Here is a 15418-nt window from a genome sequence, read left to right as displayed (position 1 = left end):
GATACACAAGCTTATATTTTTGCTATAATTAATTTATTAAGTCAAAGGGGGAACCTAAATTCTAATCTCGAAGATGCAATTAAGTAACAGGACAAATAATTTTTTATAGAAAGAAGTATGCCCAATGACATCAGATATTCAAATTGCGCAAGAATCACATTCACTACCTATTGACGAAATAGCAACTAAAATTGGTTTAAATTCAGCAGATATAGAATTATATGGCTCAAATAAAGCTAAGATAAAATGGTCTGCCATTAACAGAAGTATGGCTCAAGATCATTTAGGAAAGTTGATTTTAGTTACATCGATTTCGCCTACACCAGCTGGTGAGGGTAAATCAACTATGACAATTGGCTTAGGAGATGCAATTAATAATCAACTCCATCAAAAAACTTTAATTGCACTTAGAGAACCTTCAATGGGACCAGTTTTTGGTCTAAAAGGTGGAGCAACCGGAGGCGGTCGTGCACAAGTGATTCCAATGGAGGATATAAATCTTCATTTTACTGGCGATATGCATGCGTTAACTGCGGCAATTGATACCTTAGCTGCATTAGTTGATAATTATATATATCAAGGAAATGAACTTAATCTTGACCCAGAAAGAATCTTGTTAAAACGAGGCATTGATGTAAATGATCGTAGTTTGCGTAACATAACTGTTGGTCAGGGGTCTAAGTTTAATGGTATAGAACACAAATCAAGCTTTGCCATTACAGTTGCCAATGAATTAATGGCCATCTTATGTTTAGCTACTGATATTGATGATTTGAAAAAGCGAATTGGTTTAATGCTAGTTGGCTATACCAAAACAGACCAACCTGTTTATGTAAAAGAATTAGGTTTTGAAGGGGCTATTGCGGCTCTATTGGCTAATGCACTTAAACCTAATTTAGTACAAACTATTGAACATACTCCAGCCTTAGTTCACGGTGGTCCCTTTGCCAATATCGCTCACGGAGCTAACTCCGTTATTGCTTCTAATTTAGCTTTGCATTTAAGTGATTATGTATTAACGGAAGCTGGATTTGGTAGTGATTTAGGTGGGCAAAAGTTTATGGACTTTGTTTCAAATAATCTTGCTAAAAAGCCTGATGCCTGCGTTGTTGTTGCTACCGTTCGTGCACTTAAATACCAAGCAGAAGGAACCACAGATCATTTGAATGATGAAAACCTCACAGCATTAGAAGCTGGATTTAAAAATTTAGAGCGTCATATGAATAATATGCGTAATTATGGTGTGCCAGTAATAGTTTTAATTAATCATTTTGCAACTGATACCCCTGCAGAACTCAATTTATTACAAAAGTTGGTAGCTGAACAGGAGATTAAAGCTCTCGTTGTTGATTATCATGAACAAGGATCAAAAGGTGGAATTGCAGCTGCTCAAGCAGTCGTTGATTTAGCTAACTCCAATCAGTCTAATTTCGTGTCAACTTATGAAAAAGACGATTCAGTTAAGGCAAAAATTGAAAAGATAGCTACTAAAATTTATCATGCTAGCAAAGTTGAATACTCTGAAAGAGCCGAAAATGATATTCGGGAATTAGAAAAGCTTGGTAAAGATAAATTGCCAGTAATTATTGCTAAAACTCAATATTCATTTACTGATAACCAAAAATTATTAGGAGCACCAACCGATTTCACTTTGCATGTTAAGGGCGCAAGTCTCAAAAATGGTGCCGGTTTTATTGTAATTACCACTGGTCATGTTTTAGACATGCCAGGTTTACCAAAGCATCCTGCAGCACTAGATATTGATGTTGATAATAATGGTAAAATTAGTGGCTTATTCTAAAAAACATATAAAATTTGTTTATTTAATAATTTCGTTATTAATTGTTGTTGCTGATCAAACTCTAAAAGGTTTTGTTGCCCACAATTTTTCAATTGGGGAAGTACGTCCAGTTTTAACTAATGTTATTTCATTAACTTACCTTCAAAATAATGGGGCTGCTTGGAACATTCTTACTGGTCAAATGTGGCTTTTCTATATTATTAGTGTGATAGCTATTCTAATCTGTCTATATTATATTTTTCAAAGACGGAATCAAAGTAAACTAATGAAATTGGGCCTAGCAATAGTTCTGGGAGGAATTATCGGCAATTTAATTGATCGGATTCATTTAAAATATGTAATCGATATGATTCAACTCGATTTTATTAACTTTAATATATTTAATATTGCTGATTCTGCTATAACAGTCGGGATAGTTTTGGTATTTATTTATCTACTATTTCTTGATGAAAGTGAAAAAGAGCATGGAAAAAAATTATGAACTCAAGGTTAATACAGAACAGGGCCGATTAGATAAATTTATTGCAAGTAAAATTAGTTCGTTATCACGGACTCGAATTAAAGAGCTGATTCATGATGAACGAATTACGGTCAATCATAAAAAAGAAAAAGTATCATATAAAATTCAAACAGGAGATCAAATATCAGTCACTGTACCACAATTAACCCCTTTAGCAGTAACTGCAGAAAATATTACACTGGACATTATTTATGAAGATAAAGATGTAATTGTAGTTAACAAACCACAAGGTATGGTAGTTCATCCTGCTGCCGGTCATCCCAATCATACTTTAGTAAATGCACTTTTATATCATACAAAAGATTTAGCAAGTAGTCCTGAAGGTTTTCGTCCAGGGATTGTTCATCGCATTGATAAGGATACTTCGGGCTTATTAATGGTTGCCAAAAATCAAAAGGCACGAATTAGTTTAGAAAAACAACTTGCTAGTAAAAGTAACAAAAGATTGTATTTAGCAATTGTCCATGGCAACTTTAACGAGCAATCTGGCTTAATTGATGCGCCTATTGGACGTGATCGACTTAATCGTAAAAAAATGGCTGTAGTTGATAATGGTAAGCCAGCTATAACACATTTTGCAGTTCTAGAACAATTTAAGGGCTATAGCTTAGTAAGTTGTCAACTAGAAACTGGGCGGACACACCAAATTAGAGTCCATCTAGCATATATTGGTCATCCTGTAGCTGGTGACCCATTATATGGTCCAAAGAATACCTTACAAGGAAACGGTCAATTTTTACATGCGCAAGTTTTGGGGTTCATGCAACCCAGCACTGATAAATGGTTAGAGTTTAAAGTTGCTCCGCCAACCATCTTTACGGAAAGATTAGCCGAGCTAAAAGAAAAAATGTGATGAGATGAAGCGATATTTAATCCTTGAAGATGGCAGTTCACTAGCTGGTGAAGGTCTTGGTTCTTCAATTATTTCAACTGGCGAGTTAGCCATTGAAACTAGTAATTTCGGCTATCAAGAAGCGCTTACAGATCCTACAAATGCTGGAAAAATTCTGGTTTTTACTACACCTATGATTGGTGGTAATGGAATTAACGCCATTGATTATGAAAGCATTAATCCTACTGTTAAGGGCATAATTGCTAACGATGTTGCTCTAAATATTTCAGATAATGAAAACTTTCAAGACCTCGATTCTTTTTTAAAAGAAAAAAATATTCCAGCAATTTATAATATTGATACACGGGCTTTAGTTCATCGATTGACAAAAGCTAAAACGATTAAAGCATCTATTATGGATACTAATGACGAACATGCCTTTGATCAAATTAAAGCACTAGTTTTGCCAAAAAATAGGTCTGCGTCTGTCTCAACTAAAAATGCATATGCTGTACCAAATGTTGGTAAAAGTGTAGCCATTATTGATTTGGGTCTCAAACATTCAATGCTTCGAGAATTATCATTAAGAAAGATTAACGCAACTGTTTTGCCTTATAACACTGCTGTACCAGATATCAAAAATTTGCGCCCTGAGGGTATTATTATCTCTGGTGGGCCTGGTAAAGTTAAAGAAGTTCAAGGTGAGCTTAAACCCATCTTAGATAATTTTTATGGCGAATATCCCATATGGGGAATTGGACTTGGTTTTCTTGTACTTAGTGATTACTTAAATTTTCAATTAGTTGAATTACCTAAAGCATATAATGGCACAAATTATCCAATAATTAATGATTTAACAAAGCAAATTTGGCAAGTAGCGCTGAATATTGATTGTTTAGTTTTGCCAAATAGTGTCCAGCTTGAATTAGACCAAAAATACTATGATTTACATAGTCAACTACTAGCTGGTTTCAGCACTAAAAACAAAGCAATTGCTACAGCCTTTAATGCTGAAGGTGCTCCGGGTAGTTTAGATGCACTACAAATTTTTGACAATTTTGTAAAGATGATGGGGTAAAGCATGCCTTTAGAAAATGATTTAGATAAAATTTTAATTATTGGGTCAGGTCCTACATTAATTGGTAGTGTGTCGGAAACAGATATCCTAATGTCCGATGCAATTTGTGCACTTTTAGAAGAAGATATTAACGTTATTTTAGTTAATCCCAATCCTGCAACCGTTTCTACTGATAAACAACCAGGTGTAACCGTTTATTTGGAGCCAATGACAATCGATTTTCTTAAAAGAATAATTAGGATGGAAGAGCCTGATGCGATTATTTCAGCTTATGGTTCATCAACTGGACTTAAAGTGACACATGAATTAGTTCATGATGGTATTCTTAAGCAAATGGGGGTACGTTTGCTCGCCTTGAATGAACAGGCTTTAAAGCTCAATTCCCAACAGGATATGACATCTTTTTTAGAAAGAAATAAAATTACTGCAAGTCAATACTGGGAGATGACTGATTTTGCATTTGATAAACTAGAACAACAATTAAAGGAACAAGTTACTTTTCCAGTATTATTAATTAAAGATAATTCGTATTTACATAATAAACATATTATTTTAAAAAATTCCTTAGAAGTGAGTGATTATTTAAAAAAAGAGCGCCAAAATGAAGCTGCTTCACATGATAATTATCGCTTAATTGAAGACCTTTCCTCATGGGAAGAGGTTATTGTTAATGTAATACGTGATAATCGAGGTAATATTTTATTTACTAGTCTAGCTGATACAATTGAACCAGTTGCTGTCAATTTAGGTGATTCAACTGCTGTAATGCCAGCTTTAACCTTAAATAATGACCAAGTCCAAAGAATTCGACTAATTGCCAAAAAAATTGCTAATTGCTTACAAATTATTGGTATTTTAAATATTCACTTTGCGGTAAAGCATCAAGGCAATGAATTTACAGTAAAGATTTTAACCATTAAACCCCGGCTAACGCGGAGTGCATTATGGTCACAAAAAACTTGTCTTTATAGTATTGGTTATATTGTTTGTAAAATAGCAGTGGGTTATAATCTAAACGAGATTATTGATCCAATGACCGGTCTAAATGCTGCTATTGAGCCAATACAAGATAAAGTGACTGTAAGAATGCCATTTTGGTCACTAACACAGTCGGGCAGTAATCATTATGATTTAAGTAATAAAACTCAAGCTAGTGGTGAAACAATCGGTATCGGGCGAAATTTTGAATCTGCCTTTTTAAAGGGACTAGCTTCATCTATTAATAGTGAAATGGCTTTAAAAGTTTTTGAAGCTGAAAAAATTAAAGACAAAGCTGAAATTATTTTTGACCTAAATCATCCAAATGAATTGCATATAATCAAGCTTTTAGCGGCAATTTATCAAGGCTTTACTTATCAAGAACTGCAACATATTGTATATATTCATCCTGTTTATTACCAAAAATTAGAGCATATCGTTCAGATTGGCCAACAATTAGCTGAAGATGAAATTACTGATAATTTATTGCTTACGGCAAAAAAATATGGTTTTGGTAATGCCTTAATTTCTAATTTGACGCAAATAAAGGAAAGTGTGTTATACAAGCATTTTAAAAAAATTCATTTAAAACCAGTCTATTTGCAAATTGATGGTTCAGCTGGTGTCGATAAACCTAGAGTTCATGCATATTATAGTGCCTACAACATCCAAGATGAGTCGCAGCCTCTGAATGCCGATAAAAAAGTATTAGTAATTGGTATGTTACCATCTCAAGTATCCGTAACTAGTGAATTTGACTATATGATTAGTCATGCCATCAAAGCTTTACATAATAATAATTATGCTATAGTTTTAATTTCAAATAACGATGAATCTGTCTCAGCTAGTTATAAAAATGCTGATAAAATTTACTTTGAGCCGATTACACTAGAAAATATTCTGAATATTGCAGAAAAAGAGGCCATAAAGGATGTTCTGCTACAATTTTCTGGAAAAGAAGTTAGTGCATTAAGCAAAAAATTAACCAAATATGGCCTAAATGTGTTGGGTAATCATACCCTCGATCCAAAAGAAAAAATTAATAGTATTTTGCAAACACCTTTAAAATCATTAAAGCAGAATCAATTATTAACTACTTTTGATAAACAAGAAGCAGCTGATTTTATTAAAGAGCAGAACTTTCCGATTTTAATAGGTGGCTATAATAATGAAGGTATCAAGCAAAAGTCAGCTGTTGTTTATGATCTGCCTGCCTTAGAAAAATATTTGCAAGAAAATAAATTAGCTAAAATTACCTTGTCACACTTTATTGAAGGAAACAAATATGAAGTTACAGCCATTTCAGATGGCAAAGATGTGACAATTCCAGGCATTATTGAGCATTTAGAACAAACAGGCTCTCATGCATCAGACTCGATTGCAGTTTTTAAGCCTCAAAATCTGGCCAAAATTAGCAAAAAACTTCTTATTGAGTACACAATTAATTTGATCAAACGACTACAAATGCGTGGTATTTTCACACTACATTTCTTAATCGTTAATAAAGATATTTATTTACTTCAAATTAAACCATATGCTGGACATAATATAGCATTTTTGTCTAAGGCATTGGATAAAGATATTACAGCTTGTGCAACTGAAGTATTATGTGGTCATAATCTGCCGGAATTAGCTTATAAAAATAAAATATGGTCGTCTAATAATTTCATTTATGTTAAGATGCCGGTTTTTTCTTATATTAATTACTCAAGCAATAATACTTTTGACTCTAAGATGAAATCTTCTGGTTCAGTAATGGGTAGAGACACGCAATTAGCAAAAGCTCTATATAAAGGCTACGAGGCAAGTGGGCTACGCATTCCTAGTTACGGTACCATCTTTATCTCAGTAAGAGATCAAGATAAGAAAAAAATGACTGAATTAGCTAAACGATTCTATAAACTTGGATTTAAAATCGTTGCTACTGAAGGAACAGCTAATAATTTTGCTGAAGCAGGAATCACAACAGGTGTAATCACTAAAGTATATAGCAACGAAAATAATTTGTTAGATAAAATAAATCAACATAAAATAGTAATGATTATTAATATTACTGATTTATCTGATACAGCAAGTGGTGACGCAATTAGAATTCGTGATGCTGCTCTAAATATTCATATTCCGGTTTTTTCAAGTATTGAAACTACAGAATTGATTTTGGAAGTTTTAGAATCATTATCTTTGACTACTTTGCCTATATAGCAAATATTTCCGTCTTCAAAGTTAAAGCTCTTAAAGAAGAAGCAAAAAGTTGATAAATCTTGTTATAAAACAGTGATTTATCAACTTTTTTTCTTTAATAAATATTAGTCTATTCTTTTACTTAAAACTCTATCTTTTTGCGGCGTAACTTCAATCGAATTTTGGCCAGTATATATAACAAATCCTGGTTTTGCACCATTGGGCTTTTTAACCCGTTGATCTTTAACAAAATCAACTTGTACATGAGCAGAGTTTTTCGCTTTAGAAAAATAGGCTGCAATTTCAGCTGTCTCTATGATATCAGCTTCTGAGGGCTGAGAATCCTGTAAAATCACATGCGAACCGGGTATGTTTTTTACATGAAACCATATATCTTGCTTATTAGCTTTTTTAAATGTTAACCAATCATTTTGATAATTATTTTTACCCACTAAAACAAGTTTGCCCGAAGAGAGTTTGAATTTATTCAAGCTCTGTTCTATTATCTTTTTACGCCGCTTTTTCGTCGATATTGGTTTAATATACCCTTGACTAGTTAATTCATCAATAATTTGATCAATATCTTGTGGTTCAGCATTATCAATTGCTGTTTGAACTGAATCAAAATAAAGTAAGTTATTTTGTGCTATTTGGATTTGCTCTTTGACATGCTTAATTGAGTCACGCATTTTTTTATAGCGTGTAAAATATTTCTGCGCATTACGGGCAGGAGACAATGCAACATCAAGTGTAATTGAAATCAAATTATTATTATCATAATAATTGGGTAGTTTAATTTTGGTCATTCCTGGCTTTACTTGGGCTAAATTAGCATTTAAAATTTCGCCTCGGATTCGGTAGCCTTCAGAGTTTTCAGCCAATTCAAGTTGATTGCGTAATTTAACTATTTTTTTTGTTAATTTTTTTTGCTCATTCTTTATAATTCGTTCGACCTGCGTTGACTTTTGTCTAACCCAGTCATGATTTGATTGGTAGCGATAAAATTCATCAAGTGCATGATTAAAGTCATCATCAGTAGTTTCTTTAAGCAAATCAAGATGATAGGGAAGATAGGGGAAAATTTTTCGTTTATTATTTTTAGTTGTTAAAATATATGCTCTGCCCTTATCAAATTGACTTATAAAAGTCATAAACGAAGAATAAGAATAATCGTCTGTCAAATAACCCAGTAATTCATTACGATCATCACGATCAAGTCCATTAACCTTTTGCACAAATTCAGTTGGTGCTACCTTATTAATTTCTGCCTTAAATTCAGCTGATGTTATCTCAAAGCCGTTTATCCCTGGATTAAGTGGCGGTAATACATACTTAGCTTTAGGTAAGAGTAAACGCACCCGATTTTCTTCTGGATTTATCCGTTTAAGTAAATCAATAATCCGTCCACTTGTTTGATTATATAAAATAACATTACTATGCTTACCCATTAATTCAACTGATAAAACAAGTTGTACTTGATCGCCTAATTCGTTGCGATTACTAAAATAAAAATTGACGATTCGATCAACACCAACTTGTTTAATTGATTGTAAAATGGAGCCTTCAAGATATTTTCTTAGCACCATTACGAAAGTAGGGGCTTTATCTGGGTTGTTAATCGATTGGTCAGTTATATAAAATCTGGGATATTGCGCATTTGCCGAAATAAGCAGTTGGCGATTTTTTCTTTCTTTTCTAAAAATTAAAATTAAATCATGCTCAAATGGTTGATAAATTTTCGATAAACGTCCACCAACCAAAAGCTTTCTTACATTACCTAACAAACTATGAATGAATAAGCCATCATATGCCATAAGTATCACCTCAAAATACGATATTAATTATATCAATTATACCGCAATAAGTATAAGGATTATTATCTGAAAATAAGTTACTTTTGTGCATATATAACTGTTTTGCAATTTTTGCCAAGCATTATTTCAAAAAAGCTGGTATACTGATTTTAGATTTTTAGAATATTAATCGATAAACTATAATCATTCACTAATAGGTTATTTGATAATGTTTCACAAATAATCAAAAGTTGTATAAATTGTTTTTATTATTGATTTAAAAAGAAAAGGTAGGTTTATATGGACATTTTATCTTTCGATTTGATTTCCGAAACTATTAAAAAGGAGATTAAACACAGGTGTGGTCTTAACCTTTCTCAGACTCGTTTATTGCTTTATTTTGCTCACAATAACAATAAAGAACAAAAAATGGGCGATTTGGCTAAAAAGCTTAAAATTTCTTTATCAACTTTAAGCCGACAACTACAACAGAAAAAGACATTAAGCCTTATTACAATTACTCGGTCGGAAAGCGATTCAAGTAAAACTGTCCATTTAAATGAGCATGGCATTAAAAAAATTGCTGAGTTAAGAAGTACTGTCAAGAATATAGAAGAATTTTTCCTAACTGGATTTTCTGAAAATGAAATTGACACGTTTAACCAGGTGTTTACTAAATTAATTCAAAAAACAAAAGGTTCAAAATGATTTTAACTATTAGTCGTAACCTCATTATTTTTATGCTATAATCTTCTATATTGTATATACAGCGAAAGGTTAATTAGATGAAGATTGCATTAGTTACTGATAGTACTAGCGTTATAACTAAACAAGAAGCAAAGGATAATAACATTATTGTTTTGCCAATACCCATTATTATTGGTAATAAAGAATATTTAGAAAATATTGACATTACGTCTGAACAACTTTTTGAAATGCAAAAGAATGGGGCAGATTTTCCCAAAACGTCTCAACCGAGTATGGGTTATTTAATTAGTCTTTTTGAGAGACTACATAATGATGGATACGAAGCAATTATTGCAATTACTTTATCCAGTGGAATCTCTGGATTCTATCATACTCTGTGTAACATTTCAAAAAATAATCCCAAATACAACTTACATGCAATTGATACTAAAATGACGGTCCGTCTTCAAGGAGAACTTACTTTAGCTGCCGCAAAAATGATAAAAAATGGGGTCGACTTAGATACAATACTTAAACGACTTGAAGAGATTAGGGCCACAATTGATGAAATTTTTGTACCAAACGATTTGCAGAACCTTAAAAGAGGTGGTCGCTTAAGTAATGCTGAAGCATTTATTGGTTCAATGCTTAATATAAAGCCACTTTTAACTTTTAAAGACGGAAACATTGTGGCTTTTGATAAAATTAGATCAATGAAACGTGCTTTTACGAAAATGCAGCAATTAATTTTAAGCAAAATTGCTACACTTCCATACAAAGATAAAATCAAATTATTTATTATTGATTCAAATGATAGTAGTCAAGTAGAGGAAGCAAAAGTCTTTTTGAAAGAAAACTTTCCTGAGCAAAACATTTCAATTACTAAATTTAGTCCAGGAATTGCAACTCACTTAGGCGAAAAATCATTTGCAATTGGCTGGATGATTGATATTGATAAAATTGATTTAACTAAATAAAAAATATTTTAAGGATTAAAAATGGACAATGCAGATAAATTTTTAAATTGGACCTTAAAATTACAAAATATTGCCCAAAATGGGTTAGAATATGGCAATGATTGTTTTGATATAGAACGGTATGCACAAATTAGATTAATTGCTACCGAAATGATGGCTGCCAAAACCGGATTACCACTGAAACAAGTAAAAGAAATTTTCAGTAGTGAAGATGGCTATCAAACATCTAAATTAGCCACACGAGCAGCAATTTTTAAAAATAAGCAGATTTTGTTGGTTAAAGAAACCACAGACAACTTTTGGTCCCTGCCTGGAGGATGGTGTGAACCTAATCTTTCGGTAAAAGATAACTGCATTAAAGAAGCAAAAGAAGAAGCCGGATGTGATATTGCAATTGATTATCTAATTGCAATTAATGATAGTCAAACTACCATTCATGATAAAAAGCGTATTAAAAGGCTAGTTAACGTGTGTAATGTTATTTTTCTGTGTCGCGAATTAAGTTCAAATTTCACACCCAATATTGAAACAAGCGAAAGTGCTTACTTCAATTTAAATAATCTTCCTCCACTTTCACAAAATAAAACTAATGAAGATGAAATCAAAATGTGTTTCAATGCTGCGCAGGCTGGTTCTAGTTGGCAAGTAAGATTTTAATAACGATAATAAAAAGAGCTAGTTATGATTACTAGCTCTTTTTATTATTTGAATTATTACTTTGGGCGATTTTATTTAGGGCTTCACGTTGCTTATGTTGGTCAACGTGTGTATATAAATCTGTTGCTGATGTACCTTTTTGACCTAATTGCTGTGCAACTAAAACTTGATCTTTAGTAACTCCATAAAGTTCTGAAGCAAGAGTATGACGCAGCTTATGTGGGGTGAGTGGGTGTCCAAATGAAGCCGAGTACTTATTAACCATTTTTTCAATTGCGCTAGTTGTCATTCGACGCGTTTGATGGTGCCACCTGGTAAGAAAAAACGCTGTTTCTTTTTTGGTTGCTTTATAACGTTGGCTACGTATTTTTTGATATTTAACTAGATAAGTTAACGTCCATTCGGCTATTGGCACACTATCTTTTTGACCGCCTTTTCTAGTAACGTCTAAAGTTGCTTTCTTTAAATTTAAATCGGATATATTAATACCCGCACATTCTGAAACTCTGATTCCTGTCCCTAAAATTACGGCAATAATTGCCATATCCCTCTCCTTGTTAAGCTTAAAGGAGGGGAGGGCATGAGGATTACAGTGCTTTTCAAAGTTGTTCTCAATATAATTCAAAAATTGGTATTTTAAGTCTCCAATATACATATGAGATTCAAGAATATGTGCACGATAATTAAGGGTCTTAGTATTATTAAGGGAGTCAATTTTCAGCATTACATTTCGCTCAAAATAAGGTTGGCCGTCATTATTATCTGCAGTAATGGTCAAAAACTTGAAAAGTGAGCGTAGGGCGTTAATCGAGCGATTGATTGTTGTAGGTGAATTTAAATGACCTTGTTGATTTTTAACATGACCTAGATAATTGATATAAAGCATAATGTCATTACGATGTAAATTAGCTAAAGTAATAGTTGTAATATCACTATTTTTTTGAGCAGAAGAAATTCCTTCTTTACGTAGCCAATCAAAGAATCTGCGAATTTCTGTTAAATATTGATAGGTAGTTGCTAAGGAATGGTTAGTACCAAAATTGTATTCCTGGACAAAGTCAGGCATTTTTGTTAATTCATCTTCAATTAAGTCCAAATATTTTTTTGTTTCCAATATTATTTTCTCCTAAATAAATTTATCTTAGTTAAATTATAAAGCAAAATAAGAATGTCTGTTTGGATTTTGAAAACATTTATATATAAAATTATTCTCATTAGGTAGAAAAGTAAAAACCCTTATTGCTGTTGTCTTTTACCTTTCATTAAAATTATAGTTTTAATGATTACAAATCGAGAAAACATTGTGGTAGCAACAAAAACAATAATCAAAAAATATTTGCTGGTTTCAACACTTTCTTTGCGTGTGTAATATACACTAAAATCAGATCAGCTTACACGCATTTTCTAGCTGCAACTTTACCAATTAATTCTAAAGTGAATTTTGCATGAACTTAATTAATTGGCTTATTTAGATTTTAATAACTCACTAACAGCTTGCTTAAAAGCGTTAGAAGTTAATATTTATTTCTTAGTTATTCTCTTTACCGATTTTAGTTTTTGGCACTGCACCCAAAACTCATGTTCTTAAAAACTATAATCTTGCTTGTAATATTACCTTGATATGATTACTGGGAACAAGTCTTTTTCATTGTTGTAAGAGGAGTGATCTTTTGCTACTTTTAGAAACTGGCAAAACAAGAAAAGTTTATTTGCTACTTTTGATTGATTATTCAGTTAAACCGGCTTACTGATTACTGTGTTAAGTTTTAGCACTGCCTTTTTAATTAATTAGTGTATTTCCGTTTAATGTTTGAAATTTTGTTTTTTACTTTACATAATATATATTATACGAAGTATTACCAGATTAGTAAACTTAACTTACAAATTAGCTACAACTATTCCCCTGTACAAATTCATATAGATGCTTAAATATTAAATTTGCTTAGCCATTATTTAAAATAGCTAACTTAAAATAAATTCCACTAAAATAGTTTAAAGAATTTTATTTATAGACCTTAAAATATTGCTTTTTGATTTTTTTTATTATTTTTTATTATCAATTACTTTTAGATAGTATTTTATCTAAAAATGTTTGCTACCAGTTTTCTTATATTTTCTTAAATAAGTATATGTAAAGCGGTTTCTATATCGAATTTATATATTATCATTAGTTGCAAAACTGGTTTTTATAATTTGAACTTTTTAGCTATAGTATCAAAGGAAATTCAGACTTGAAATAATATTTTAAAACTTATATTTTTTCATTTTAAGTTTAATTATTTAGAGCTTTATTATTTATATTTTTTAGGGTTTGTCTTATAATACTATCTGGAGTATAGATTAAAACTATTATTTCAACAATCGACTTTGATGTTTTAAAGATTTGTTGAAATTAATTGTTTTTATTTATAATTTTTTTGTTTTATTGTTTAATTCTATAATTAATCTGTTATTATGGAATATGGAATTATATTTTTTGAAAGGGTTGAATTTATTCCATGAGTATAAATTTAGGAAAAGAAATATGCCGTCGTCGACGTGAACAGAAGTTGACGCAGGAGGACCTGGCAGAGTTGAGTGATTTGTCTGTAAACTTTATTTCTCGTCTTGAGCGTACCAAAAATCAAAACATCAGTATTCAAAAACTTGATTCTATTGCTAGAGCATTGAATACTACTACACCTGATATCATAATGAACGCATATAGATTTAAAGAAGTTAAGGTTGAGAACCATCAGGATAATACACCTGTATTTATCAAAAAAGTTCTCAATGAATTAAGAAAAATGTCTTCAGAAAAGGCTGAAAGAGTGTGTAAATCTTTTATTATTCTGGCTAAAGAAATTAACAAAGAATAATTTATTTAAATTTAGAAACGTAAATAAAAACACGAGCGGGATTACTTCCCTACTCGTGTTTTTTTAATCTTTAAAATTTGAAATAATTATTAACTAAATGCATTTGTAAGTGGTGGTACAACTTGTTTTTTACGTGAAACTACACCTGGTAAACTGATTTCCGAATCAATAATTTGTCCAAATGCCTTTTCAAATAACTGCTGTGCTTCACTAGATCCTGCTACTATTGCAGTTGAGTCAGAATCCAATACATTCGTAATAAGTAACATAAATAGATCATAATGATCGGTGGCTATTGCAGACTCCATTGCCTTTAGAAAAGCAGCTTTACGTCCCATTGCTTCAGGCAAATCAACTACATTAATTTGAGCTACCCTAACTTTTTTATCTTTCAATTCAAAAGTTTTCGCATCTAACTTAATTAAATCATCTTCTAACTTATTTGCAATATTTGTGCCTGCTTTTAATTCTGCAAGTCCGTAATTTTCATAATCAACATTAGCAATTTTAGCCAACTCTTTTACTGCTTTACGATCATCTTCAGTTGTAGTCGGTGATTTTAAAAGTAAAGTATCAGAAATAATAGCAGAAAGCATAATTCCAGCAATATTTTGCGGAATAGCAATTTCGAAATGTCTATATAGCTTCCAAACAATTGTACTTGTACAGCCGACTGGCTCAGCAAGATAAAAAAGCGGTGAACTAGTATTAAAATTCATAATCCGATGGTGATCAACAACATGGGTAACTTTTACCTTATCAATATCAGAAACACTTTGTTGTGGTTCATTATGATCAACTAGCATTACTTTTTCAACTTCATTAGCAGCGGTCTTGATTACCCTAGGTGCCTGAAAACCAAACTTGTTTAATGCAAACATAGTTTCGTCATTAGGCTCACCTAATGCCACTGCTTCAGTATTATAACCCAGTTTATTTTGTAAAAATGAATAAGCAATAGCTGTACCAATAGCATCTGTATCTGGACTTTGATGACCAAAAACTAGCTCTTTTTCCATTAATTTTCCTCTTTTTCTATAAATTATTGTACATAAT

General features: G+C 31.8%; 12 protein-coding genes. 9 read left to right on the top strand and 3 right to left on the bottom strand.

What is annotated here, in order from left to right:
* The first annotated feature begins 124 nt into the window (after window positions 1-124).
* The 5 genes from F5ESL0237_RS03585 to F5ESL0237_RS03565 are packed head-to-tail and all read left to right on the top strand — an operon-like array spanning window position 125 to window position 7411.
* Entirely contained in the window at window positions 125-1801 is a 1677-nt protein-coding gene (locus tag F5ESL0237_RS03585) for a formate--tetrahydrofolate ligase (protein WP_122024652.1), read from the top strand.
* A gap of 7 nt (window positions 1802-1808) precedes the next feature.
* Window positions 1809-2282 (top strand): signal peptidase II, encoded by a 474-nt coding sequence (gene lspA, locus F5ESL0237_RS03580; RefSeq protein WP_122022038.1) that lies wholly within the window; start codon window positions 1809-1811, stop codon window positions 2280-2282.
* Entirely contained in the window at window positions 2266-3174 is a 909-nt protein-coding gene (locus F5ESL0237_RS03575; protein WP_122024651.1) for an RluA family pseudouridine synthase, read from the top strand. Before lspA ends, F5ESL0237_RS03575 begins: the two co-directional genes overlap by 17 nt.
* A gap of 4 nt (window positions 3175-3178) precedes the next feature.
* Complete coding sequence (locus F5ESL0237_RS03570) at window positions 3179-4231, top strand: carbamoyl phosphate synthase small subunit (protein WP_122024650.1); 1053 nt, start codon at window positions 3179-3181, stop codon at window positions 4229-4231.
* 3 nt (window positions 4232-4234) lie between these two features.
* Entirely contained in the window at window positions 4235-7411 is a 3177-nt protein-coding gene (locus F5ESL0237_RS03565; RefSeq protein ID WP_122024649.1) for a carbamoyl phosphate synthase large subunit, read from the top strand.
* A 104-nt stretch (window positions 7412-7515) separates the two neighbouring features.
* Here the strand turns inward: F5ESL0237_RS03565 and F5ESL0237_RS03560 are convergent, their stop codons facing one another.
* The gene (locus tag F5ESL0237_RS03560; protein WP_122021655.1) at window positions 7516-9204 is read right to left on the bottom strand and encodes an NFACT family protein; all 1689 of its coding nucleotides are present in this window, start codon (window positions 9202-9204) and stop codon (window positions 7516-7518) included.
* Window positions 9205-9483: 279 nt separating this feature from the next.
* On the opposite strand from F5ESL0237_RS03560, the gene F5ESL0237_RS03555 reads away from it, so the two are divergent.
* The 3 genes from F5ESL0237_RS03555 (at window position 9484) to F5ESL0237_RS03545 (ending at window position 11504) form a co-directional block, all read left to right on the top strand.
* Window positions 9484-9891 carry a MarR family winged helix-turn-helix transcriptional regulator gene (locus tag F5ESL0237_RS03555; RefSeq protein ID WP_122021654.1) on the top strand — a complete coding sequence of 136 codons (408 nt, stop codon included), beginning with the start codon at window positions 9484-9486 and terminating at the stop codon, window positions 9889-9891.
* Between the two features lie 77 nt (window positions 9892-9968).
* On the top strand, window positions 9969-10847 hold the full coding sequence (locus tag F5ESL0237_RS03550) for a DegV family protein (protein WP_122021653.1): 879 nt from the start codon (window positions 9969-9971) through the stop codon (window positions 10845-10847).
* Window positions 10848-10868: 21 nt separating this feature from the next.
* Window positions 10869-11504 carry an NUDIX hydrolase N-terminal domain-containing protein gene (locus F5ESL0237_RS03545; protein WP_122021652.1) on the top strand — a complete coding sequence of 212 codons (636 nt, stop codon included), beginning with the start codon at window positions 10869-10871 and terminating at the stop codon, window positions 11502-11504.
* A 31-nt stretch (window positions 11505-11535) separates the two neighbouring features.
* Here the strand turns inward: F5ESL0237_RS03545 and xerS are convergent, their stop codons facing one another.
* Window positions 11536-12618, bottom strand: a complete 1083-nt coding sequence (xerS, locus tag F5ESL0237_RS03540) for a tyrosine recombinase XerS (protein WP_122024648.1) — start codon at window positions 12616-12618, stop codon at window positions 11536-11538.
* A gap of 1384 nt (window positions 12619-14002) precedes the next feature.
* Between xerS and F5ESL0237_RS03535 the strand changes: the two genes are divergently transcribed.
* Window positions 14003-14362, top strand: a complete 360-nt coding sequence (locus F5ESL0237_RS03535; RefSeq protein ID WP_122021650.1) for a helix-turn-helix domain-containing protein — start codon at window positions 14003-14005, stop codon at window positions 14360-14362.
* 89 nt (window positions 14363-14451) lie between these two features.
* Here F5ESL0237_RS03535 and F5ESL0237_RS03530 read toward each other — a convergent pair whose 3' ends face one another.
* Window positions 14452-15381 carry a manganese-dependent inorganic pyrophosphatase gene (locus F5ESL0237_RS03530; RefSeq protein ID WP_122021649.1) on the bottom strand — a complete coding sequence of 310 codons (930 nt, stop codon included), beginning with the start codon at window positions 15379-15381 and terminating at the stop codon, window positions 14452-14454.
* Between the last annotated feature and the right edge of the window lie 37 nt (window positions 15382-15418).

The sequence above is a fragment of the Lactobacillus sp. ESL0237 genome, from assembly GCF_003692985.1.
GTDB lineage: Bacteria > Bacillota > Bacilli > Lactobacillales > Lactobacillaceae > Lactobacillus > Lactobacillus bombicola.
This window is presented reverse-complemented; position numbering and strand designations above follow the sequence as displayed.